We start from the raw sequence: 21,626 nt of genomic DNA, 5'->3' as shown, positions 1-21,626 counted from the left end.
AAAAGTACTGTACAGCGTTTAAATTAATACAATATTTCCGACCAATTTCACCAACCCGTGATGCGGTCATTGGATCGGATTTTGTTGCGCCGGGGTCAGCTGACTACGCCATACTGCGGGCAGATTCTGCACCCAGCCATTATAAACCAGCGGAACCGGCAGAATGCCTTGCCCGCCCATGCCGGGATTAGCTGTGATGGCGTCATCCCGCGCTGTGGTGCTTGCGGCAAAAAGCCCGACTTGACCTGCGATCCTGGCGTCGGATGGATCGCCGTCGCCATTGGGATCAGGATCTACGACCAGCATCCGGTTTGAAAATTTACTCGTGACATACGCATAATAGCCGCCGCCTTTCTTGGCGCCATACTGCACGCCATGACAACCGGGATCGCACGGCAGCATGGCAACCACTTCATCGGTTGTCGCCAAATCGGGCCGCGTATCGACGATGGTGATGGTACCAGTCAATGTGTTCGCCGTAACCATATTTTTCCCGTCCGGCGATACCGGGGTTTGAATCGGTAATGCGCCGACAGGCCCGGAAATCGCTCCGGATACGGGATCGTAATGTTCGATCAGGTTGATATGCTTGATAACGGTATGCGTTACCATATCGACCGCCGTGATGGTGCTGTCCAGCAAATTAGCGACGTAATATTTGCTGGCATCCGGCATCATGCCGGTGGCCAACGGATGGCTGAAGGGTCCGCTCACCGGCAAAATGGCTTCGATACGATTGGTTCTGAAATTATATTGCGTGGTATCACCGCTCAGCACATTCGGCGTCACCATGGTTTTGCCGTCATGGCTCATCCAGTGCGCATGCGCGTTGCCTCTCCCGATATCCACCCGGCGCAGCACTTGGGCGGCCAATGGACTCAGCTCCATCACGGAATCCGTGCGGGTATCGCCATTGTTGGTAATATGCAGTCTATCCGTATCGGTCAGCGTCATCACATGCGCGGGCGCTTCACCTACCGATACGTTGCGGATCAGCGCGCCGGTTTTGCGGTCATAAACCGTCAGTTTCTTGTCAAACCATTGCGTCACGTAAATCACATTCTGATCCCTGTCCGTCCACATGTTATGCGGATTGTTCATTTTGATCGAGGGTAGCGCCACTTTGCGCGTGACTTGCCAGGAGTTACCGTCAATCGCCGATACCGTACCTGGTTTTTCTTTTCCCGCCGTCATCTCAAATTGCGTCGCCGCCCAGATTTCTCCAACCGCAGGTACCGCAGGATTTTGCAAAGCGGATAGATTGATGTCATTGCCGTAGCGTGCATTCAATACGGCGGGCAAATTGACAACGCCGATGTCGACACGCACGTCAACGTTCGGATAGGTGACATGCCACGGGGTATTTTTCGCATAATCCTGCCAGTTGGCGGGATTGGTCGCGATGAAGAAAGTACGCAACAAACGTGTGGCCAGATCGCTGCTGCTTGGAACCGTAATACCGTTGATCAAACTGAGCGAAGACCCCAGATCAAGACCGCCGGTCGCCGGATCATCGACAATCACGGCACCGAACATGTACGGGTGAATACTGCACGTAAACACATATAATCCCGGCGTGGTCAGTGTCAGACTGTCACCGCCTTTCTTCGGCTCGGTATTGAACGGCATACCGACGGCCCCGGTGGGATAGATCAAGCTGCTTCTGGTGTGCACGGTGTTCGAATCACCGGAAAAATTGACCCGCACACCCGGTGCAGCAATGGCAATCGAACGGTTACCTGCGATCGCCGCTCCGGTATCAAACCAGCGCCCCGGAATATCGGTCAACGCAAAATTGATCTGACTGCCGCCGGCAAACACGGTGTTTGCCGATAAAACCGAGGCTGCAGCGCAATAAAAAACGGCATTTGTGATCTTTGCGACGATTGATTTTTCAAACATATAAAACCTCTCTTTTGGATTCTCTGAAAACAGTTGATTTCAATACAATCAGTTATTTGTGAAAGCATTCTTGTGTGATATTTTCCCGCACACGCGGCACTATACGTGGGAGAAAATCCCATGTCAATGAATTTGTGTGACATTTTCCCGCATTATGCTAGAATCGCTCGCAATCAATCAGATCCGCATTCATTGACCAGTCAACAGATCTCATGCATGGCGTGCATCCAACCCATTCCACCCCTTCACCTGCGCTGATCACCGCGTTGCGCCGGGTGCTGCGCCCCTTTGTCAAGTTGATGCTGGCGAAAGGAATTACCTATCCGTTCCTGGCAGAAATGCTGAAAGATTTATTTGTCGAAGTCGCGGAAAACGACTTCAAAATTGGCGGAAAACCATCCAGCGACAGTCACTTGAGCTTGCTCACCGGTATCCATCGCAAAGACATCAAACGCTTGCGCCATGATTACTGCGCGGACGCCGAAACCGCCCCGCAAGCGGTATCGCTCGGTGTACGGCTGGTCAATTTGTGGACCACGGATCCGCGTTATCTGGATGAAAACAATCAACCCAAGCGATTGCCCAGGTTCGCTAGAGAAGGCGGTGACATCTCCTTTGAAGGATTGGTAGCCAATATAAGTTGCGATATCCGTTCGCGCGTTGTGCTGGACGAATGGCTCAGGCTCGGTATTGCCCATTTCGATGAGGAAAATCGCGTCTGTCTCAATACGGCAGCGTTCATACCAGCACACGGCTTCGACGAAAAAGTTTTTTATTTTGGCCACAACGTGCATGACCATGCGGCAGCCGCAACCAGCAATCTGCTCGGTCAAGCTCAACCGTTTCTGGAACGCAGCGTGTACTACGACGGATTAAGCGCGGATTCCGTCAAAACACTCGCAGAAAAATCCGAACAACTGGGCATGGAAACGCTGCTCGCCGTCAATAAAATCGCCATGGAACTGGAAAGAAACGATGTGCAAAAGAACGAGCCTAAGCAGCGCATGACTTTCGGCATCTATTATTACAGCGAAGCGGTGGAGCCGGAAAAAAACGGTACGGAAAAAGACCTGACGATCACATGAAAAAAATTCACCAAGAACAATAAGCCGAAGCGGCACCTGGAAACTAGGCATTCTCGCTTTAACATTTCTCTGTACCATCAACGCATTCGCAAAAAACAACTGCGATAGCCACGCTTCGCCGATCAATCCCGCTAGTCTGGCGCCGGCATCAGCGGCACGGGCATCATTGGCGCCAAACATCTGTGTCAACGGTATCGAAATTCACTACGACCGGCATACCGCCATCTCTGTGGACGGACGGCTCACTACATCACGCAAACTCGCGATTGGACAAGTGATTGCGGTACTTTTTGAAACTGCTACGCCGAATTCACAGCAAGCCATCGGCCTTGCGCTTCGCCAGCAAGCAAATCAGATCGCAGGCGATATGCGCGGCGGCGAGCGCCGTGATCTGGCTGTGGTCGTAGGGCGGCGAGACTTCGACGATATCCATGCCGATCAAATTGATCGCGGTAAAGCCGCGAATGATCGCCAATGCTTGCGCAGTGGTCAGTCCGCCGCACACCGGCGTGCCGGTGCCGGGCGCATACGCCGGATCGAGGCAATCGATATCGAAGGTAAAGTACGCCGGACGATCGCCGACGATACGTTCAACTTCGGCGATCACCGCATCGCTGCCATGCCGGTGCACCCAGGTCGCATCCAAGACATGTATGCCCATGAAATCGTCATTCCAGGTGCGAATACCGATTTGCACCGAGTGCCGGGGATCGATCAATCCGTCCTGCACGGCTTTATAAAACATCGAGCCGTGATTCAGCGAACTGGGTGAATTGTCCGGCCAGGTATCGCTATGCGCATCAAAATGAATCAACGCCAGCGGTGCGCCGAACTTTTCCGCATGCGCTTTCAACAATGGATAACTGATGTAGTGATCGCCGCCGAACGTCAGCATGCGCGCACCCGATGCCAGGATATGCCGGGCGTGATCGGCAATCGCCTCATGGATCGTCATCGGATTATGTACATCCAGATAACAATCGCCAAAATCGATCACGGCAAGATTCTCGAATGGATCAAAACCCCACGGATAGGGTTTCAGCGACGCTACTTCCGCCGACGCCAAGCGGATTCCCTGCGGCCCGAAACGCGCGCCGGAACGGTAGGACACCGCCAGGTCCAGCGGCACGCCGCTGATCACCAGCTCGGCTCCGGCGATATCCTTACTGTAATTGCGCCGCATGAAGGAAAGCACCCCCGAGAAAGTCGGTTCGCGCAACATGCCGTGAGGATTCTCGCGTGCTATCGCGCCATTAATTTTGATCTGGCTGTTATCCGTCATCGTTCAATCCCTCTTCCTTTGTCGTTGAATGCGCTGGCGCAGTCTTGCAACTTCAGCACCGGCTTGCGATGATAATATGATCAGCCGGTGCAGATTCAAGATTTTGTGATGCGAACAAAAACTCATGCCATGGATCATAGTTAATGGCCGTTATAATCAACCGCGTTTTGGGAACTTGTGAATGACAGACACCCCGCAACAGTCAACCTATCGCAAGCATATCGGTGTGATGCTATTAACCGCCGGTTTGATCAGCGGCTGCGCTTCGATGTTTTCCGGTACTTCGCCGCGTTCGCCGGACACGGGCAGCCAACGCAACCCCAATCTCACCGCACCTTACAACAAACCCTACACGATAAACGGCGTCACTTATTACCCGATGCGCTCGGCTGCCGGCTACCGGGAGGTTGGCCATGCCTCGTGGTATGGCTCGGAATCGGGCAATCGCACCGCCATGGGAACACGCTTCGTTCCGCACGGCTTAACCGCTGCGCATAAGACTTTGCCATTGCCGTCGCGTGTCCGGGTGACCAATTTGCAAAACGGCCGTCATGTCGACGTTCTGGTCAACGATCGCGGGCCGTTCAAAAAAGGCAGAATCATCGATCTATCGCACGGCGCGGCGAAAAAGATCGGCTTGCACGGCGTGGCCAGAGTCAGAATCGAGCATCTCGACGAGAAAATCAGCCAGAAATAGAGCGTTTGATAATTTGCCAATAACATTCACCGCATTACCGCTATGCCGCACAAATGCCATAACGCGGCAACAGCTCATGAATCACATAAAACCGGTGCAACTGCAATGCGTCGTGGAACAATTTCCAGTTGCTGGTCAGAAAGCTAGACCTGATTTCGAACTTTTCATCCTTACCATCGGTAACTTTGAGCGTACCCAGTGCTTCATATTTCCATGAACCAGGCCCTTTTGCGCTATACGTGAGATTAACCGGCGGGAAATCGAAATAACCGGTGGCGATACGCTCCAGCCATGGCTTGATACCGGGCATTCTCCTCATCGTACTTGATGTTGCGGAAATCGGGACGGAACGTTTCGGCAAAGCCGCAGTGCAGACTGAGCGTAGCCGTGATAGTAATCAAGACCGCTCGTGCGGCTTGTTTCATCATACCAATCGGCCGTTTCTTGGCTATCGGCAGCACCTTTCGGCGATTCTTCCAGGATGAACGTGGTGAATTTACGATTGAGCGCTTCGTCTTTTTTCCAGCCTTCAACCCAATCGGTGATTTCCGGCTAGTGCTGCGCTCCAGCCGTTGCCGTTTGCGCTGCTTCCGGCTTGCTTGAAATGGCTGCCGTTTGCACATATCCCAATTCGCTGAAGCCGATTTCACCCGGACGCGGACGCAATTGCGGAAACGCATCGTCTGCATAAAATGCCTTGGCATAAGCCGGATCGACCATCAGGAAAAACCCGTTATTCTGATAGCCGTATGGATCTTTTTCATCCACCCAGCCCACGGGAAAAATTCGTTTGATATTGTCGATCATCGAACGATAAGGATAGTCATCGCCGATCGATACGACTTGGCCATTCGGCAAGGCAAAGGCTCCCAAGCTGTAATGCTGCATGGCGAACACCAATTGCCCCAGATAAATACCGTCGTCGATGCGAACGATTTCATCGACCAAACGCGTCATGGGATACACCGGACCGAGGTCAGGCCAGCGGTAGTTCAGCTGATACACTTTTTTACCCTGCATTTCCGCAACCACGGAAGTCCCCATGTTACAGAGAAAATAGCCACCCGTTTTACTGTATGGAATCGCTTTCTCTTTAGCCAAATTTTCCGCCCGCAACTCGCCGTCAAATCCGGCCGTATCGAAACGCATCGGACGGTCTTTCAGCTTCCATAATTGGATCAGCGCCGGCAAACCGACGGCTTGCAGCGCGTTGGGATCGGGCGGCTCGCGGAAAAAATTGCGCCCGATACGCACCGTGGCCGGATTATAGTCATCCATTGCTTTGTCATCATTGCGGGTCTTTTTTGCCACCGTCTCACGCGATACCGGCTCAAAGGTTTTTCCCATCCATAAACCGGTATCGGCATAAGTCGCATTCCAGGCGGTCGCCATCCATTCGATAGTGGCCATCCTGGATCTTTCTTTACCGAGCCATTGAGCCGCTTCCTTGAAATAATCGCTGTCGCGGATGGAAACGGGGATGCCGATCATCGGTCCGCTGATGACTTCCGCAGTGCCGCATTTGAATAAGGTATCGAGCTTTTTATGAATCTCCGCCCAGCGCTGACGCTGATGATTATCCGCCAGAATACGCTGGTACATGCCCAGCAATGCAAAGAAATTGCCCTGATAATCGTTTTTAAGAATATCGTCTAAAGCATCGGACAGTGACTGCTGCTCATCACCGGAGCGGGCTGCGAAATTTTTGCTATTCAAAAAGGTTGTCATGAATTTCTTCCTCCCCCTTTTGCATTTTTGCATATCAAGCGAAACGACTGACTCCAACTTAGCAAGCGCCAGCTTATTAAGCCGCTCTTATAATATATTCCAATCTTTTCTTTAATTCAAAATAGCCGGGATGATGAAAAGAATGTTGATCATTATCAACGAATCCTGATTGTTTCCTGCGACACTAACTGAAGTTCTCCTAGTGCCAGCACTGCGACTTTTTGTTTTCACGGACATTACAGAAGTTCTTTATCTGGTTCGACTTTGATATATCATTATCGCCATGAGGGGAAAAACGTTGGCTTAGGGAAACGCTGATTAATTCGGCGGACGAGATGAAGCACGAGGCGCACGGAACGCAGCAACCGAGACATATCAAAACAAGATAGGCGAGGAAGCAAGTACCGCGTAACGAAGTGATTCGCTCGTATAGTCAATTAATCAGCGTTCCTTAGGAAAGATCTGGAAAACTGCTGCTCCCGGCCATGCTGTGTTGAAATCAGGCTCAAAATGCTCACTTACCGTTCGTACACTGCGCTTTTTCACTTGATCTCGCCTTGCCTGACCATCGCTCGCCATCTTTTTCAGAGTTTCCTTAGAAGCTGAAAACAGCAGAAGACTTTTTTACAAGCGGGAGAAAATGAGTACGCGAAACATATCGCCTGAACGCGCCATCGCCATGCTGACGACAATCAAAGAGTTTCAGCACCTGTCAACCGAAGACATGGCAAAGATTGCAGCGGCTTGTCAGTGGCACCGCTATGATGCAGGCAATGAAATTGTGCGCTATCACGATCAAAACAACAGCGTTTTTTTCATTGTGCAAGGAGAAATCCGTATTTTGTATCACGGTCTGTCGGGGCAGGAAGTTATTCTGTGCGACTTACCAACAGGTGAAATGTTCGGCGAATTGACGGCGATCGACGGCCATCCCCGCTCCGCCACGGCAATCGCCAAAACCAGCGCATTGCTGGCATCGATGTCGGCATCGGATTTTCAGCACCTGGTGTACTCCAACCGGCAAATTGCCGAGACCATACTCAAGCGCCTGACCGGACAAGTCCGCCGCCTCACCGAGCGGGTTTACGATTTCAGCACGCTGGCGGTACGCAACCGTATTCAATCGGAGCTGTTGCGCCTGGCCAGAGAGCACATGACTTCGGCAAATGCCGCAATCATTTCACCATCGCCAACCCAGACTGAAATCGCCAATTTGGTCAGCACGCACCGCGAAGCGGTCTCACGCGAACTGAAAAAACTCGTCAAAGACAACCTTATCATGCGCCAAGGACATGATTTGCATGTGCTCGATATCGCCAGATTGACTCAAATGGTCAACGAAGCACGCGGCAGTTTATAGCGGAAATCCTGCGGTCACAATTGCGGCGTACGATGCCTGATTATTTGTTAAGTCCCGCTTAAATGTGGCAAACTTCGCAATTGAACTAATTATGGGTATTTTAATTCGTGTCTCCCTACGAGCTTTTCATCGGCTTGCGTTATACGCGCGCCAAAAAACGCAATCACTTCATCTCGTTTATTTCGCTGATTTCCCTGATGGGGATTACACTGGGAATGACGGCGCTGATTACCGTCATGTCGGTCATGAACGGTTTTCAAAAAGAAGTGCGCACTCGCATTTTGGGTGTGGCGTCGCATGTGCAGATCGCTAGTCCTTATGGCAACCTGAGCCACTGGCAGCAGATCGCCGATGAAGCCAGCAAACATCCGGCCGTCGAAGCCGCCGCGCCATATGTCAGCGCACAAGGTATGCTGTCGCATAACCAGATCGTGCAAGGCGTCATGGTGCGCGGCATTTTGCCGGTGATGGAAGACAAAGTCGCCAATTTCTCCCATTCGATGGTCAGCGGCAAACTGGACAACCTGGTGCCGGGAGAATTTGGTATCGTGATCGGCATGGAACTGGCACGCGTGCTGGGCACTTTCGTCGGCGATAAAATCGTGTTGATCTCACCACAAGGTCAAGTCACGCCGGCGGGCATTCTCCCTCGGCTGAAGCAATTCACCGTGGTCGGTATTTTTGAAGTGGGGCATTTTGAATACGACTCCGGATTGGTCTTGATTCACATGTTCGACGCGCAAAAACTGTATCGCATGGAAAACGACGATGTGTCCGGCGTGCGCCTCAAACTGACTGATTTGTTTCAAGCGCCCAAAGTAGTCCAGGAATTACCTGCATTGCTGACCATCGACAGTCATATCAGCGATTGGACCAAACAGCACGCCAACTACTTCCGCGCCATCCAGATCGAAAAACGCATGCTGTCGCTGATTCTGGCGTTGATCATTGCCGTGGCGGCGTTCAATATCGTCTCGACCTTGGTGATGGCAGTAACCGATAAAGAATCCGACATTGCGATTCTGCGCACATTGGGCGCAAGCCCTCGCAGCATCATGAAGATCTTCATCGTACAGGGAACGTTCATCGGCGTCTTCGGCACCGTTCTCGGCGTTGCCGGCGGCATGCTGCTGGCCTACAACGTCGGCGAAGTGGTGGCGTTTATCGAAAGCTTGTTCAACGTGCAATTCCTGTCGCGCGAAATTTATTACATCAGTAAAATCCCGACCGATCCGCAGATGGCGGACATCACCACCGTCGCTGCAACGTCGTTCGTGCTGAGTCTGCTGGCCACGATTTATCCCAGCTACCGTGCATCCAAAGTAAATCCGGCGGAGGCGCTGCGTTATGAATGATAGCGTCATTTCCTGCCGCAACTTGGTTAAGCAGTTTTCGCAAGGCGATTTAGCGGTTCCGGTACTGAAAGGGGTTAATCTGGATTTGGCCGAAGGCGAGATGCTGGCGATCGTGGGCGCATCCGGCTCGGGCAAAAGCACGCTGCTGCATGTGCTTGGCGGATTGGACGCGCCGAGCAGCGGCGATATCCGGATTCTCGGGCAGAATATCGCGCAGATCGGTGAAGAGGAGCGCTGCCGCTTGCGCAACGGTTCGCTCGGTTTCATTTATCAGTTTCATCATTTGCTGCCGGAATTCAGCGCACTGGAAAATGTGGCCATGCCGTTGCTGATCCGTCGTCTGTCCAATAAAGAAGCGTACGGGCGCGCCGCCGATATGCTGAACCAAGTCGGTTTAAGCCATCGTCTGACGCATACGCCCGGCGAACTGTCCGGCGGCGAACGCCAGCGCGCCGCCGTGGCGCGCGCATTGGTGACACAACCCGCCTGTATTCTGGCGGATGAACCCACCGGCAATTTGGACCGGAAAACCGCCGAGCATGTTTTCGATTTGATGCTGGAGTTAAATCATAAAATTAACGCCAGTCTGGTCATCGTCACGCACGATACGCGTCTGGCCAATCGCGCACAGCGTATCCAGCAGCTGATCGACGGCGTTCTGTGCGGCATCGATCAAGCATCATGAGACTGCAACCGACAATTTCCGATTCATTTTTATAACCGGCTTATGCGGACTTTATTTACGTACATCATGGTTTTCCCCCAGCGCAGCGCCTTTGTGCTGGTTGCACTACTGATTGCCGGTATTGCCGAAGGGTTGAGCCTGACTGCGCTACTGCCTTTGATATCGATTGCCGTCGGCGATGCTGGCGGATCGAATGAATCCGGCATTGGTAAATTCATGGAAAAAATGCTGTTGGATATCGGTATTGATCCGACGCTGGATACGATTTTGATCATCATCGTCGGCGGCATGTTTTTCAAAGGATTGGTGCTGCTGCTGGCCAACCGTCAGGTAGGTTATACCGTCGCGCACGTGGCCACCGCTTTGCGCCTCGATCTGATCGAAGCTTTGCTGGCCAGCCGCTGGCAGTATTATCTGCGCCAGCCGGTCGGTTCACTCGCCAATTCCATTGCCTCGGAAGCTTATCGCGCAGCCAATGGATTCGAGCATAGCGTTAATGTGCTGGCGCTCGTAGTGCAGGTGCTGGTGCACGCCATCGTCGCATTATTCATTTCATGGGAAGCAACCCTCGCTTCGTTGGTTATCGGTTCCTTCCTGCTCTATGCGCTCAACAGCTTGGTCAACGCAACCCGCCGTGCAGGCACGAAGCAAACCTATTTGTTACGCGATCTGCTTGCTTACCTGTCGGATGTGTTGAGTTCGGTGAAATCACTCAAAGCGATGGCGCGCGATAACGTGGCCGATGCCATTTTGCGCGAGCAAACGCAGCAACTGGAAAAAGCCACGCGCCGCGAGGTGATGAACCGGGAAGCGCTAAACTCGCTGCAAGAGCCCATCCTGGCTGCTCTGACAGCCAGCGGCCTATACCTCGCACTGGTCGTTTGGCAGTTATCCCTGCCGGAAGTCATGCTGATGGTATTTTTGCTGACGCGTATCCTGGGTTTGTTAAATAAGACACAACGCCGGCACCAGCAGCTGGCCGCGCAAGAGAGTGCTTACTGGGCTTTGCGCAAAGCCGCCGAAGGTGCGCGCGCGGCAGCGGAGAGAGCGACCGGAACATTGACTCCCACACTGCAAACAGGCATCACGCTGCATCATGTCAAATTCAATTATGAGCGCAAAGTCATCTTCCGCGATTTGCATATCGACATTCCGATCAATACGTTTACCGCCGTCATGGGGCCATCCGGTGTTGGCAAGAGCACCTTGCTGGACCTACTGTGCGGATTAACCGAGCCGCAATCCGGCGAAGTGTGCATCGACGGCATCTCGCTGCACGACCTCAACCTGCGCCAATGGCGCCATATGATCGGCTATGTCTCGCAAGACACCATTTTGCTGCACGATACCGTGCTGAGCAATATTCTGGTCGGTGAACCGACGCTCACCGCCGCCGATGCCGAGCGGGCGCTGCGCCAAGCCGGTGCGTGGGATTTTGTCAGTGCGCTGCCGGATGGATTGCAAACCGTGGTTGGCGAACGCGGTGGCCTGCTGTCCGGCGGACAGCGTCAACGCATTGCGATTGCGCGGGCGCTGGCGCACAAACCGTCGTTCCTGATTCTGGACGAACCCACCAGCGCGCTCGATCCGGAAAGCGAACGCACCATCTGCGAAACGCTGCAAAATCTGGCGCAGGATCTGACGATTATCGCCGTCTCGCACCAGCCGGCGGTCATTAACGCCGCCGATCGCGTATTCATACTTTCCAACGGTGTTGCGGAACCGCTGTCGCAGCAAGTAGCGCACGTGTAATCACACTACCCGAACTGCTGGCGGCGGAAAAATTGCCATCGGCTGCGTTTAGGAGTAAAACAAATCCCTCGGTGACAAGATTCATTGCTTCACTACCGGAGGGATGATCGATGAAAACACCATTCGCGAACGACATTCTGCAACAAGCGCTGCCGCGCAGCGTGCAATCCGATGTACCGTTACCGCGCCGCCAGCATTATTATGCTTCCCCCGCAGACTGGCGCGATGAAGCACTCTATTTTTTGCTGGTCGACCGCTTCAGCGACGGCCGGGAAAACAGCCGGCCGCTACTTGATCGGAACAACCGCGCGGCCGCGCGGCCCCATGGATCGGATGGGCAAAACTGGCGCTGGGACCGCTGGGCGGAATCCGGCGCTTTCCGCTGGCAGGGCGGCACACTCAAAGGTGTCGAATCGAAGCTCGATTATCTGCAAACACTCGGCATTACGACGATCTGGCTCAGCCCGGTTTTCCGCCAGCGCGGGCATCTCGACACCTTCCATGGCTATGGCGTGCAGCACTTCCTCGATGTCGATCCGCACTTCGGTACGCGCACCGACTTGGCCGATCTGGTCGCTGCCGCGCATCAGCACGGCATCCGCATCATTCTGGACATCATCTTCAATCATTCCGGATTCAATTGGGTTTATCCCGGCGGCGTGGAAATGCCGGCATTCAAACCCTTCCCGCAGCGCTACGATTTCGGCTCATGGCTGGGGCAGACCGGGCAGCCGATCGGCACTACAATTCGTGCAACCGACGAAGGCGTTTGGCCGCAGGAATTGCAAGCTCCGGATTGCTACAGCCGCGCCGGATTGGGCGATCTGGGCGGCGGCAGCCTGGACGATCCGCACGCGGAGCATAAACGCACCGATTTCTTCACCTTGCGCGATTTCGACCTGGATTACACCGGCGTGCTGAGCCACCTGGCCGAATGCTACAAATACTGGATCGCGCTGACCGATTGCGACGGCTTTCGCATCGATACGCTGAAGCATGTCTCGTTCGAACAAGCACGCAACTTCTGCGGCGCCATCAAGGAATTCGCCGCCAACCTCGGCAAAGCGAATTTTCTGCTCGCCGGTGAAATCGCCGGAGGCGACTTTGCCGAAGACCGCTACCTCGATGTGCTGGGTCGCAATCTCGACGCCGCGCTCGATATCGGCGGCATGCGCCCGACCCTGCACAATGTCGCCAAAGGCTTGCTGCCCGCGGCAGCGTATTTCACCGGATTCGATCCGGGAAAGGCCGAAATGGGGTCGCACCGCAATCTGGGACAAAAACATGTATCGATTCTGGATGATCACGACCAAGTCAGCGGAGAAAAAGTCCGCTTCAGCAGCGAAGCCGCTTCCGACCGGCAAGTCGCCGCCGCCGTGGCGATTCAACTGTTCACGCTCGGCATTCCCTGCATTTATTACGGCACCGAACAATCCTTCGCCGGGCCGGAAGAATCCGAACGGCGGTTCCTGCCGGGATACAAAAGCGGCGATCATGCCGACCGTTATCTGCGCGAAGCGATGTTCGGGCCGCTGCATCCCCGACGGGCCGGTCTCGCCGGACTCACAGCTGGTGTCAACAGTGAAGATCCCGATTTACCCGGCTTCGGTGCGTTCGGCACCGCCGGAGCGCACTGCTTCCAAAACGATTTCCCGGTTTACCGGCGCATCGCCGCTTTAGCCGCACTGCGCAAACAATTTCCGGTGCTTCGCCAAGGGCGGCAATACCAGCGCCTGATCTCGAATTTTGATGCACCGTTCGAATCCGGCGCAGCCGGTGAAATCATCGCCTGGTCACGCATACTCGACGACGACGAAGCACTCTGCATCGTCAATCCGCACGGCTATGAAATGCGCGGCGGCAACGTGATCGTCGACGCCAACCTCAGCCCGCCCGGAAGTGAACTGACAGTCGTGATCAACACACAGCAAACGGTGGCGGAATCAACCGCTGGTATCACCCATCCGATAAATTCCCGGTTACGCGTTAAACAAACGAGCGACGGCACAGCCTACGTGGAAATCCGCAATGTGCCGCCGTCCGAAACGCTGGTGCTGGTCAATCATCCGTAGCAAAGCTGCATCGCTACCTGCAAAACAAAACGGCGAATCGGAAGCATGAGCTTCGATCCGCCGCTTAACGAAATTACCCTCAACTACGGTTGAGAAACCAATCCGGCAGGGATTTGAGTTTCTCGTGCCACGCTTATTTTGCTTTTTTCAGTTCATCGCATTTAGCAATAAAGGCTTCGCGTGCAGCTTCGTTGTTTTTGAAAGCGGTAAGCGCTGTTTCCATTCCTCTTCCTGAGCAATTCTCCGAACTGGGTTCGGGGACTCCGCCACAGCCGATCAACAAGATACTGAGACCAATAATGCCAACAACGCTATATTTAAAATTCATCGAAAAAATTCCTTTTTAAAATACTTACCATGGCCTGATGTATCGATCTGATTTCTCAATCGCTTGATGCCGGTCCGGCCACACGAACCTAACGTTATAATTCTACCTGAATTCTTACGGTCTTAGTCTTAGTATTGGCGGTATTATTTTTATTTTATGCAGCGATCCCCGGTACTGAATTATCTTCCGCTATTTCGTCTAAAGACGTGGTACGAGCGAATCGAAGCTGCCCTCAGGAGATCACCCTTATGTCATGGAGTTTAACAAACTGGCGCCGGAACCGGATTCTTCAGCACGAAGGTATACCCGATGCCATCTGGCAAAAATTAATTCATTTGCGTTGCCTGAAAGGACTCAATTTGGACGAGTTTGTGCGTCTGCGCGACTGCGTCACGCTTTTTCTCCATGACAAGCAATTTTACGGTGCGCATGAACTGGAAATCACCGAGGAAATGCGCGTGACGATCGCTCTGCAGGCGTGCATCCTGATTCTGAATCTCGATTTTGATTACTACCGCAATTGGAGCCAGATCATTGTGTATCCCGGCGAATTCATGCTGGATTATGATTACGAGGATGAATTCGGCATCGTGCACCACGTGCATCACCCGGCCTCGGGCGAGGCATGGTCTGCCGGGCCGGTGATCCTTTCCTGGCAGGATGCGGCGGAACCGGGTTCACACTGGGGAGAAAACGTCGTAATCCACGAATTCGCGCACAAGATCGACATGCTGTTCGAAGGTTCCAACGGTTGCCCGGAATTGCACACCAACATGAGCGCGTACACCTGGCATGACGTGTTCAGCAAAGCCTACAAAAAATTCTGCCGTCAGGTCGACCGGCAGCAGGAAACCGTGCTCGATCCGTATGCGGCGGAGAGTCCGGCGGAGTTTTTCGCGGTGTTGAGCGAAGCGTTTTTTGAACTGCCGCTCGTTACGCAGGAACATTTCCCCGCCGTTTACGAACAGCTCGCGCTGTTTTACCGCCAGGATCCGGCGCAACGCTGGCGTTGATTCCCGTACCGGTCAATTCATTCCTGAAAATGCAAACTGATTCACTGCGGCAAGGTCGATCTCCGCGTAGGAATCGACGACAAAATCCGCTTGCTGCAATTTCCCTGCATCGTACGTGGTACTGAGCGCGATGCACCGCATCCCGGCCCGTTTTGCCGCATCGATGCCATGCGGCGCATCCTCGATGACCACGCAATTTTCCGGTGATGACCCGAGCTGCTGCGCCGCATACAAAAAAATATCCGGATTCGGCTTGGAGCGGTAGCCGACTTTGTCGAGTGTGTAGATTTTGTTTGCAAATAGGGCCGACAGGTTGAGGTGCCGGTCGACGAGCTTGAACAGATCCTCATCCATCGATGTTGCGATGCAGGTTTTATAGCGGCCGCGCACGGTTGCAAAAAAGGACAGAAAACCGTCGATGAAAGTCGTTTCATGAACAAACAGCTCGCGTACGATGTCGGCACGTTCGTGCGCCAGCGCCTCGGTGTCGCCGTCGAATCGATACGCCTGCTTCATGACCTCCACACCTTCGGCCAGCGTCCGCCCGGTGAGCAGCGGTTTGATCCGCTCCCGGTCGTAGACAAACCCTCGGCGCTGCAGAAAAATCGCCTGCCCTTTGTCCCAGATCGTTTCGGTATCGATGACAATCCCTTCGGCGTCGAAAATGATGGTATCAATCATGCTGCCAACCTCAAATGCACGCTATCGCTTCGCATCGTTCTTTTTCAGCAAACTGCCAACGGTACCGAACAGCTCGCTGAAAGTCTTCTCGCCGATGGCGCCGTACGCCAGCAGCGCCGCCAGCATCATGACGACAAAAAAACTGAATTCCAGCAAACCGAATTTTTCGTTGACCATCAGATAAAAACCCAGCCCGGATAGCAAAGTTACGAACCCGATGATCACCGGACCGGTTTTCCAGCGCCCCGACTCGGTGCGGGATTCCGGTGCGCGCGCCGGAAGGTCAGGATATTCCACGCCCGCATGCTTCTGTAACACGACCAATGCCGGTAGCGCCTTCGATGTGGCCCAGGAAAATAATCGCGGCCCGTAAAAAGCGCCGGTGCTGTCGTCGATCTTGTCCTTGAGGCTATGCATCGCCTCATGCGCCAGCGCGCTCTTTTTGTCATCGATGTTTTCCGACCCCAGCAGCAGCTTCATCAGTAACGTATCGGTCATCACCATGAAACCGTAGCCGCCGGTTTGACCGTCGCCAACATCGGCTTGATCGATTTCCACCCATTCCTCGCGCAGCCGGATAGCCTCATCCGGATTGCGCAGCAGCCATTCGATCGCCTGCTTTTCCTGCTCCAAGTAGCAGCTTAAATTGTTGTTGCGCGCGATTTGCAACACCAGCGCGGCATAAATCGTGTGTATGCCCTGCAGCGAACCCGGCGCGCCGAAAGAACCGCGCACCTCGTTACCGCCGTCATTGTAATAAACCTCCACCAGATGCTGCAGACTTTGCAGGATCTCGCTCTGATACGCACCAGGGTACGCATCGTATGCATCCAGCAAAGCGGTCAGCGCAAAACACGTCGGCATCAGCGCATCGGGTTTGCCGCGCGCATACCCCCAGCCTTTGCTGTTTTCATTTCTGCGGCCCAGCAGCCAAACCAGCGCCAACTGCAGCGGCTGCTCGTCGATGCCTTTGCCGGCTTTGATGAGCGCTTGAATCGCGTAGGTAGTGCGCACCAAATCGGGAATATCGACGGTTTCGCCTTCGTCGGTGGTGAGCTCGCGCGGCCATGAACCCGCATCCGGACCATCCAGCGTCTGATGTTTCAGCAGAAAATCCACCGCGCCGCGGATCGATCCTGTGCCGGCGTTGCAAACGCCGCTGTCGATCAACGCGATCACCGCTTCGGCGGTATTCAGCACGTTGACGTGGCTGCCGCGGCGTTCTCCCCATCCCTTGGATTCTTTATCCTGCTGCTGCTCCAGCCAGCGGCCCGCATGATGGATAATGTCAGTGATCTGCGTCATGGAATCCCTCTCTCTCAATTTCTCACCAGCCGGACATTCCGGGTTCACGAAATCATGGCCGGAATAGTGCGAATACATGAGGTTGCAGTATGGCAGGATGTGCGGATGCTGGGAAGTCCATCGCTGGTTAGAAATTTTTACAGGCAGCCAGTGAAAATGACAGAATACCGGTTTGGCACTTACCGCGACAAAATGAAAAAAACCGCCTGGATACTCACCGTCGCCGTTCTGGCTCTGATCGCGTATCTCTGCATTTGGCCGGTGCCAATCCAACCGGTGAGCTGGCAAGCGCCCTCTGCGCCGGGGTATAGCGGCCCGCATGCCGCGAACAACCGGCTCGCCGGTATCCAACTTATCGCACTGAGCGGTGAAAGCGGGCCGGAGCATGTCGTGCTGGCGCGTGACGGCAAGCTGTACGCCGCGATGGCGAGCGGCAACATCGTGCGCATGAATCCCGACGGCGCGGCGCAGGAAGTATTCGTCAACACCGGCGGACGCGTGCTGGGCTTCGATTTCGATGCCGCTGGTAACTTGATCGCAGCCGATGCCATAAAAGGATTGCTGTCGATCGGGCCGGATCGAGCCGCCAGCGTTCTGGCGAATGCCGTCAATGGCGACCCGATCCGCTACGCCAATGCGGTCACGGTAGCGGCTAACGGCAAAATCTACTTCACCGACGCCTCAACCCGTTTTGCACCGCAGGACTGGGGCGGCACCTTCACCGCCAGCATTCTCGACATCATGGAGCAATCGTCCACCGGCCGTGTGCTCGAATACGATCCCGCTAGCAAAACGGTGCGCATCGTCGCTAAAGGTTTGAGTTTCGCCAACGGAATCGCACTCTCGCAAGATGAGCGAACCTTGTTTGTCAACGAAACGGGCCGGTACCGGATATGGAAAATCGCTGTCCATGCACACCGGCTCGATATTACGCAAGATTCTCCGCAAGCCGCCGTGCTGCTCGACAATCTGCCCGGCTACCCTGACAACCTGATGCGCGGGCTTGACGGCAAGATCTGGCTCGGCTTTGCCAAACCGCGCAATCCGGTGATCGACGCCATGAGTGATAAGCCATTGCTGCGCAAAATCACGCTGCGTCTGCCGCGTGCGCTATGGCCGGTACCCAAGGCTTATGGTCATGTGATCGCTTTTACCGAAGATGGAAAAGTGGTCGCCGATCTGCAAGACCCGGCGGGCGCTTATCCCGAAACCACCGCAGTCACCGAAACGCGCGACCGGCTGTACATCCAAAGCTTGCATGCCGGAAGGCTCGGTTGGCTGGCGCGCGAAGAATAAAAGAATATTAAATCAGCGCGGTACCGTATAACGCCGGTATTCGCAGTTACCGATATGGAGGTCGCGCAACCGCGCATCTTCAATGCCGCCTTCGAAGTAAGCGACAAATACCCGCAGCGTTTCTTCATGAGCAACGACCAGCAATACTTCATCCTGCTGCACTTTCAACCAGTCGATAAAGCGCAGCACGCGTTGTTTGTGATCCAGCAGCGACTCGCCGCCGTTCACGCGCGCCCGCAGCGGATCATGGCTAATCGCCGCAAAATAATCCGATACCGGCTTACCCTCGAATCCCGAGCGGATGTCGGCCAAATCGGCGTGCACCTCGATCGGCACGTCGTGATACCGGTTCACGATCTCCGCCGTTTGGCGCGTACGCGGCAGCGATGAGACGAGGATGCGATTCAATGCCACGGCCCGCAGCTCACGTGCCACCGATTGCGCTTGCGCGATACCGGTCTCCGTTAAATACACATCCCGGTCGGGATCGTCGTTGCACAAACCGAGGTCGTTGTAATTGGTGCGCCCGTGACGCATGCAGTAAAAATCCATGATATTCACTCCTAAATTAGCTTCTGATTCCGAAACCCTGAAATAGCGCCCGGTTCCTTAGCGCAACAGTATTCAAGCGCTATTTTATTGAACAAGCAATATTATTTTCCGGTGTGCATGGACACATCCCTCGATCGATCATATATTTTGCAGCACCATTAAGAATACGATTAATCATGATTACAGCCAACGATTTAAAAACCAAAGGGATCGCCTGCGTGGAAGAAAGCCTGACGGACAAAACGGAAGACATCATCACCGTACGCGGCAAAGAGTGTTACGTCGTAATGAAAATCGAGCAATACCATTATCTGCGGGAAATGGAACTGGAAGCCTCGCTGCACGAAGCACGGCGCGACATGGCAAACGGCCAATTCAGCAAGGATACGATCGATCGGCACGTCGATGATGTTTTCACCCAATGAGCTCACGCTCATTTTCACCGACAGCTACAAGAAGCGCACCCGGTGCTTCGCGCAAAAACACCCGGAATTAAAAGAACCCTACCGCAAAGTGCTGGAATTGCTCAGCTACAACCCTTTTCATCCTTCGCTGAGAATTCATGCGCTCTCAGGCAAACTGCCCGGATTGCATGCGGTATCGATCAATCTCAGTTACCGCATCACGATGGAAATCATGCTGACCGATCATGAAATCATTCTGGTGAATGTCGGGAGTCATGAGAAGGTGTATCGGGTAGGGTGAGAACGCTGCTTTGTCCGGCGTCTGCATGTATTGCAGCAGCCCATTTCTTATTACTTACCATCATTTTTTGTTGTAAATGGTTACCCCCACCCGGTCGATATGCGCGATCAGATCGATGTTCTCCAGTTGGCGATACTGCGACAAATCGACGGTATACGGCAGCATCAGATCGTCAATCTGGTCTTCAATCTGCATAAACTCGGCGAATGGAATTTCATCGCCTTTGATGGTCAGGTCGATATCCGAACCGGCGCGGAAATTTCCCTTGGCGCGCGAACCGTAGATCAGCACCAAATCTATGGCGTCGTGCTGTGCAAACACGTGATTGAGTTTTTCCAATGTCGCGGGCGATAGGCCAAACTGCCATTCTCCGGTCATGGCCGGTATTTTTCCATTTCGGTTTTCAGCGCAACAAACAACGGGTAGTAATCGCAGATAATGACTTGCACCAACTGTTCGGCGGTACGTTCATCATAAGTATGCGATGAAACATTGCGGCTCTGAATCATCGCCATCCACTGCTCGCCGTCGCCGATCAGCTCAACTTTAAATGCTTCCCGCGTTGCATCCTTTGACCCTTTGATATTTTGGTTGCCTTGATCCTGCAAGAAATCCTTCAACATATTCCAGGCTAATTCATGCGTGAATTCGAATGCCTGAATCACCCCCTGTTTTTCCAACAGAGTGAGTGTGCGCTGCGAACTGAGCTCGACAGCCCCTTGCAGTTGCAGCAAGGCTTTTTGGTAACTGGAGAAACACTGCTGCCAGCGGATATCGGGGTTGGTCATTTGAAGTTTATAGATTAATTGGCAGGAAATTCTTTATTGTTAAAATAACTTCGGTGTATCCCTAGTGAATTAGCTCTACTTCACAATTGTTGCTTTGATTCTATTCAATAGCCTTTCTTTTAATTGTTCTTCTGTTTCATAAACGATGTGATTATATTGACGGGTATCAAAATGAACACTTGCTAAATCATTTTGATGAACCGTCCAGATTACGGGAATACCCAGCCCATATGCAAACCCAGCCTCATAGTAAACACCGCCCCGATTACCAGTAAAATCAGCTACTAGATAATTGCTTCTTCTAATTTCCGCAATGATTTCATCGCAAATTTTATTGTTATGTTCGTGAAGATCAATCCTCATACATTTTGTACCGTCGGCTTCAATCGCTAGCTTGATACCATTTTGGTAAAAGCTATCCATCGTTTTATCAAACCACATTGCAACAAAGGCTTGTTTTCTGAATTTATTAAGATTTTTCTGTAACTGAGATAACATTCCACCCACCAGCTTCAATAGTAAATCTTTGTTTTCCTGGCCCATTGAAGGAGAATTTGATGAATCCTAGTTGTTCAAATTGTCGCAGCATATATGAACTAGAATAAAGGTCATATGAATAAAGATACCAAACCTCATTCTCAGTTATAGAGATATCGTCGCTAGGATGTTTTATCAAATAAGAAATATTTATCAGTACCTCATCAAGTATTTCTAAAGGCGATAATGGATATTGAGAGAGCAAGTCATGAAACGATTCCTGGTACCAATCACCATCTCTTCCTTGTTCATTGGATGTTATCCGGACACAAACATTAATTCCTCGACATTTTTTCTGGGCCAGGATATTTGCAATCTTCCTTTTGTCTTCTATATTCGCACTTAATTTGGAAACAGCATCATCAGTAATCGAGTATGTTCCACAGATAGGATCCCAGAAACAATCGGCCCATTTAAGTTTATCTCGATTAAAGTCGCACTCTATATCTGTTAAGTAGGATCTCTTCTTATTCATGGTCTTAGCAGACAAAATTTTAGTTTGC

Annotated in this window: 23 protein-coding genes; 11 read left to right on the top strand and 12 right to left on the bottom strand. The window is 52.9% G+C overall.

Annotated elements, in window-relative coordinates; all coding sequences use genetic code 11:
• Positions 1–66: 66 nt before the first annotated feature.
• Positions 67–1,902: a copper oxidase gene (locus tag HRU78_00540; GenBank protein QOJ22316.1), complete on the bottom strand. Its 1,836-nt coding sequence runs from the start codon at positions 1,900–1,902 to the stop codon at positions 67–69.
• 278 nt (positions 1,903–2,180) lie between these two features.
• On the opposite strand from HRU78_00540, the gene HRU78_00535 reads away from it, so the two are divergent.
• A complete protein-coding gene (locus HRU78_00535; GenBank protein ID QOJ24846.1) occupies positions 2,181–2,987 on the top strand; it encodes a hypothetical protein in 807 nt (268 codons plus the stop codon).
• Between the two features lie 310 nt (positions 2,988–3,297).
• Here the strand turns inward: HRU78_00535 and speB are convergent, their stop codons facing one another.
• Positions 3,298–4,269 carry an agmatinase gene (speB, locus tag HRU78_00530; GenBank protein QOJ22315.1) on the bottom strand — a complete coding sequence of 324 codons (972 nt, stop codon included), beginning with the start codon at positions 4,267–4,269 and terminating at the stop codon, positions 3,298–3,300.
• 181 nt (positions 4,270–4,450) lie between these two features.
• Here speB and HRU78_00525 point away from each other — a divergent pair, with 181 nt between their 5' ends.
• Positions 4,451–4,966 carry a septal ring lytic transglycosylase RlpA family protein gene (locus HRU78_00525; GenBank protein QOJ22314.1) on the top strand — a complete coding sequence of 172 codons (516 nt, stop codon included), beginning with the start codon at positions 4,451–4,453 and terminating at the stop codon, positions 4,964–4,966.
• Between the two features lie 40 nt (positions 4,967–5,006).
• On the opposite strand, the gene HRU78_00520 is transcribed toward HRU78_00525, so the two are convergent.
• Positions 5,007–5,276 carry a hypothetical protein gene (locus HRU78_00520; GenBank protein ID QOJ22313.1) on the bottom strand — a complete coding sequence of 90 codons (270 nt, stop codon included), beginning with the start codon at positions 5,274–5,276 and terminating at the stop codon, positions 5,007–5,009.
• A gap of 242 nt (positions 5,277–5,518) precedes the next feature.
• Positions 5,519–6,694 (bottom strand): hypothetical protein, encoded by a 1,176-nt coding sequence (locus HRU78_00515; protein ID QOJ22312.1) that lies wholly within the window; start codon positions 6,692–6,694, stop codon positions 5,519–5,521.
• Between the two features lie 640 nt (positions 6,695–7,334).
• On the opposite strand from HRU78_00515, the gene HRU78_00510 reads away from it, so the two are divergent.
• From HRU78_00510 to HRU78_00490, 5 genes are all read left to right on the top strand, one after another.
• Positions 7,335–8,054: a Crp/Fnr family transcriptional regulator gene (locus tag HRU78_00510; GenBank protein QOJ22311.1), complete on the top strand. Its 720-nt coding sequence runs from the start codon at positions 7,335–7,337 to the stop codon at positions 8,052–8,054.
• A 107-nt stretch (positions 8,055–8,161) separates the two neighbouring features.
• Entirely contained in the window at positions 8,162–9,409 is a 1,248-nt protein-coding gene (locus HRU78_00505; GenBank protein QOJ22310.1) for a lipoprotein-releasing ABC transporter permease subunit, read from the top strand.
• A complete protein-coding gene (gene lolD / locus HRU78_00500; GenBank protein QOJ22309.1) occupies positions 9,402–10,094 on the top strand; it encodes a lipoprotein-releasing ABC transporter ATP-binding protein LolD in 693 nt (230 codons plus the stop codon). Before HRU78_00505 ends, lolD begins: the two co-directional genes overlap by 8 nt.
• 42 nt (positions 10,095–10,136) lie before the next feature.
• Positions 10,137–11,846 carry an ABC transporter ATP-binding protein gene (locus HRU78_00495; protein QOJ22308.1) on the top strand — a complete coding sequence of 570 codons (1,710 nt, stop codon included), beginning with the start codon at positions 10,137–10,139 and terminating at the stop codon, positions 11,844–11,846.
• Between the two features lie 110 nt (positions 11,847–11,956).
• Complete coding sequence (locus HRU78_00490; GenBank protein QOJ22307.1) at positions 11,957–13,918, top strand: alpha-amylase; 1,962 nt, start codon at positions 11,957–11,959, stop codon at positions 13,916–13,918.
• Positions 13,919–14,051: 133 nt separating this feature from the next.
• On the opposite strand, the gene HRU78_00485 is transcribed toward HRU78_00490, so the two are convergent.
• The gene (locus tag HRU78_00485; GenBank protein QOJ22306.1) at positions 14,052–14,246 is read right to left on the bottom strand and encodes an entry exclusion lipoprotein TrbK; all 195 of its coding nucleotides are present in this window, start codon (positions 14,244–14,246) and stop codon (positions 14,052–14,054) included.
• A gap of 248 nt (positions 14,247–14,494) precedes the next feature.
• Between HRU78_00485 and HRU78_00480 the strand changes: the two genes are divergently transcribed.
• The gene (locus HRU78_00480) at positions 14,495–15,259 is read left to right on the top strand and encodes a zinc-dependent peptidase (protein ID QOJ22305.1); all 765 of its coding nucleotides are present in this window, start codon (positions 14,495–14,497) and stop codon (positions 15,257–15,259) included.
• A gap of 12 nt (positions 15,260–15,271) precedes the next feature.
• On the opposite strand, the gene HRU78_00475 is transcribed toward HRU78_00480, so the two are convergent.
• Both HRU78_00475 and HRU78_00470 read right to left on the bottom strand, forming a co-directional pair.
• Positions 15,272–15,940 carry an HAD family phosphatase gene (locus HRU78_00475; GenBank protein ID QOJ22304.1) on the bottom strand — a complete coding sequence of 223 codons (669 nt, stop codon included), beginning with the start codon at positions 15,938–15,940 and terminating at the stop codon, positions 15,272–15,274.
• A gap of 21 nt (positions 15,941–15,961) precedes the next feature.
• Complete coding sequence (locus HRU78_00470) at positions 15,962–17,245, bottom strand: terpene cyclase/mutase family protein (protein ID QOJ22303.1); 1,284 nt, start codon at positions 17,243–17,245, stop codon at positions 15,962–15,964.
• A 192-nt stretch (positions 17,246–17,437) separates the two neighbouring features.
• On the opposite strand from HRU78_00470, the gene HRU78_00465 reads away from it, so the two are divergent.
• Positions 17,438–18,541 carry an SMP-30/gluconolactonase/LRE family protein gene (locus HRU78_00465; protein QOJ24845.1) on the top strand — a complete coding sequence of 368 codons (1,104 nt, stop codon included), beginning with the start codon at positions 17,438–17,440 and terminating at the stop codon, positions 18,539–18,541.
• Positions 18,542–18,553: 12 nt separating this feature from the next.
• Here the strand turns inward: HRU78_00465 and HRU78_00460 are convergent, their stop codons facing one another.
• Entirely contained in the window at positions 18,554–19,093 is a 540-nt protein-coding gene (locus HRU78_00460) for a histidine phosphatase family protein (GenBank protein QOJ22302.1), read from the bottom strand.
• A gap of 176 nt (positions 19,094–19,269) precedes the next feature.
• Here HRU78_00460 and HRU78_00455 point away from each other — a divergent pair, with 176 nt between their 5' ends.
• Positions 19,270–19,518: a type II toxin-antitoxin system Phd/YefM family antitoxin gene (locus HRU78_00455; GenBank protein ID QOJ22301.1), complete on the top strand. Its 249-nt coding sequence runs from the start codon at positions 19,270–19,272 to the stop codon at positions 19,516–19,518.
• Entirely contained in the window at positions 19,502–19,798 is a 297-nt protein-coding gene (locus HRU78_00450; protein QOJ24844.1) for a type II toxin-antitoxin system mRNA interferase toxin, RelE/StbE family, read from the top strand. The genes HRU78_00455 and HRU78_00450 overlap by 17 nt, the downstream gene beginning before the upstream one ends.
• Positions 19,799–19,858: 60 nt before the next feature.
• Here the strand turns inward: HRU78_00450 and HRU78_00445 are convergent, their stop codons facing one another.
• From HRU78_00445 to HRU78_00430, 4 genes are all read right to left on the bottom strand, one after another.
• Positions 19,859–20,176: a nucleotidyltransferase domain-containing protein gene (locus HRU78_00445; GenBank protein ID QOJ22300.1), complete on the bottom strand. Its 318-nt coding sequence runs from the start codon at positions 20,174–20,176 to the stop codon at positions 19,859–19,861.
• Positions 20,173–20,586, bottom strand: coding sequence for a nucleotidyltransferase substrate binding protein (locus HRU78_00440; GenBank protein ID QOJ22299.1), 414 nt, complete (start codon positions 20,584–20,586; stop codon positions 20,173–20,175). The genes HRU78_00445 and HRU78_00440 overlap by 4 nt, the downstream gene beginning before the upstream one ends.
• Positions 20,587–20,661: 75 nt before the next feature.
• Entirely contained in the window at positions 20,662–21,084 is a 423-nt protein-coding gene (locus tag HRU78_00435; GenBank protein QOJ22298.1) for a nucleoside 2-deoxyribosyltransferase, read from the bottom strand.
• Positions 21,056–21,598, bottom strand: coding sequence for a hypothetical protein (locus HRU78_00430; GenBank protein QOJ22297.1), 543 nt, complete (start codon positions 21,596–21,598; stop codon positions 21,056–21,058). Before HRU78_00430 ends, HRU78_00435 begins: the two co-directional genes overlap by 29 nt.
• Positions 21,599–21,626: the final 28 nt, after the last annotated feature.

This window comes from Gammaproteobacteria bacterium (assembly GCA_015709635.1).
Taxonomy (GTDB): Bacteria; Pseudomonadota; Gammaproteobacteria; order Burkholderiales; family Nitrosomonadaceae; genus Nitrosomonas.
This window is presented reverse-complemented; position numbering and strand designations above follow the sequence as displayed.

Excerpts from the sequence above, each read along its gene's own strand:
- HRU78_00540 (QOJ22316.1), bottom strand. The coding sequence starts at position 1,902 with ATGTTTGAAAAATCAATCGTCGCAAAGATCACAAATGCCGTTTTTTAT.
- speB (QOJ22315.1), bottom strand. The coding sequence starts at position 4,269 with ATGACGGATAACAGCCAGATCAAAATTAATGGCGCGATAGCACGCGAG.
- HRU78_00525 (QOJ22314.1), top strand. The coding sequence starts at position 4,451 with ATGACAGACACCCCGCAACAGTCAACCTATCGCAAGCATATCGGTGTG.
- HRU78_00520 (QOJ22313.1), bottom strand. The coding sequence starts at position 5,276 with ATGCCCGGTATCAAGCCATGGCTGGAGCGTATCGCCACCGGTTATTTC.
- HRU78_00515 (QOJ22312.1), bottom strand. The coding sequence starts at position 6,694 with ATGACAACCTTTTTGAATAGCAAAAATTTCGCAGCCCGCTCCGGTGAT.
- HRU78_00510 (QOJ22311.1), top strand. The coding sequence starts at position 7,335 with ATGAGTACGCGAAACATATCGCCTGAACGCGCCATCGCCATGCTGACG.
- lolD (QOJ22309.1), top strand. The coding sequence starts at position 9,402 with ATGAATGATAGCGTCATTTCCTGCCGCAACTTGGTTAAGCAGTTTTCG.
- HRU78_00495 (QOJ22308.1), top strand. The coding sequence starts at position 10,137 with ATGCGGACTTTATTTACGTACATCATGGTTTTCCCCCAGCGCAGCGCC.
- HRU78_00490 (QOJ22307.1), top strand. The coding sequence starts at position 11,957 with ATGAAAACACCATTCGCGAACGACATTCTGCAACAAGCGCTGCCGCGC.
- HRU78_00485 (QOJ22306.1), bottom strand. The coding sequence starts at position 14,246 with ATGAATTTTAAATATAGCGTTGTTGGCATTATTGGTCTCAGTATCTTG.
- HRU78_00480 (QOJ22305.1), top strand. The coding sequence starts at position 14,495 with ATGTCATGGAGTTTAACAAACTGGCGCCGGAACCGGATTCTTCAGCAC.
- HRU78_00475 (QOJ22304.1), bottom strand. The coding sequence starts at position 15,940 with ATGATTGATACCATCATTTTCGACGCCGAAGGGATTGTCATCGATACC.
- HRU78_00470 (QOJ22303.1), bottom strand. The coding sequence starts at position 17,245 with ATGACGCAGATCACTGACATTATCCATCATGCGGGCCGCTGGCTGGAG.
- HRU78_00465 (QOJ24845.1), top strand. The coding sequence starts at position 17,438 with ATGAAAAAAACCGCCTGGATACTCACCGTCGCCGTTCTGGCTCTGATC.
- HRU78_00460 (QOJ22302.1), bottom strand. The coding sequence starts at position 19,093 with ATGGATTTTTACTGCATGCGTCACGGGCGCACCAATTACAACGACCTC.
- HRU78_00455 (QOJ22301.1), top strand. The coding sequence starts at position 19,270 with ATGATTACAGCCAACGATTTAAAAACCAAAGGGATCGCCTGCGTGGAA.
- HRU78_00450 (QOJ24844.1), top strand. The coding sequence starts at position 19,502 with ATGTTTTCACCCAATGAGCTCACGCTCATTTTCACCGACAGCTACAAG.
- HRU78_00445 (QOJ22300.1), bottom strand. The coding sequence starts at position 20,176 with ATGACCGGAGAATGGCAGTTTGGCCTATCGCCCGCGACATTGGAAAAA.
- HRU78_00440 (QOJ22299.1), bottom strand. The coding sequence starts at position 20,586 with ATGACCAACCCCGATATCCGCTGGCAGCAGTGTTTCTCCAGTTACCAA.
- HRU78_00435 (QOJ22298.1), bottom strand. The coding sequence starts at position 21,084 with ATGTTATCTCAGTTACAGAAAAATCTTAATAAATTCAGAAAACAAGCC.
- HRU78_00430 (QOJ22297.1), bottom strand. The coding sequence starts at position 21,598 with ATGAATAAGAAGAGATCCTACTTAACAGATATAGAGTGCGACTTTAAT.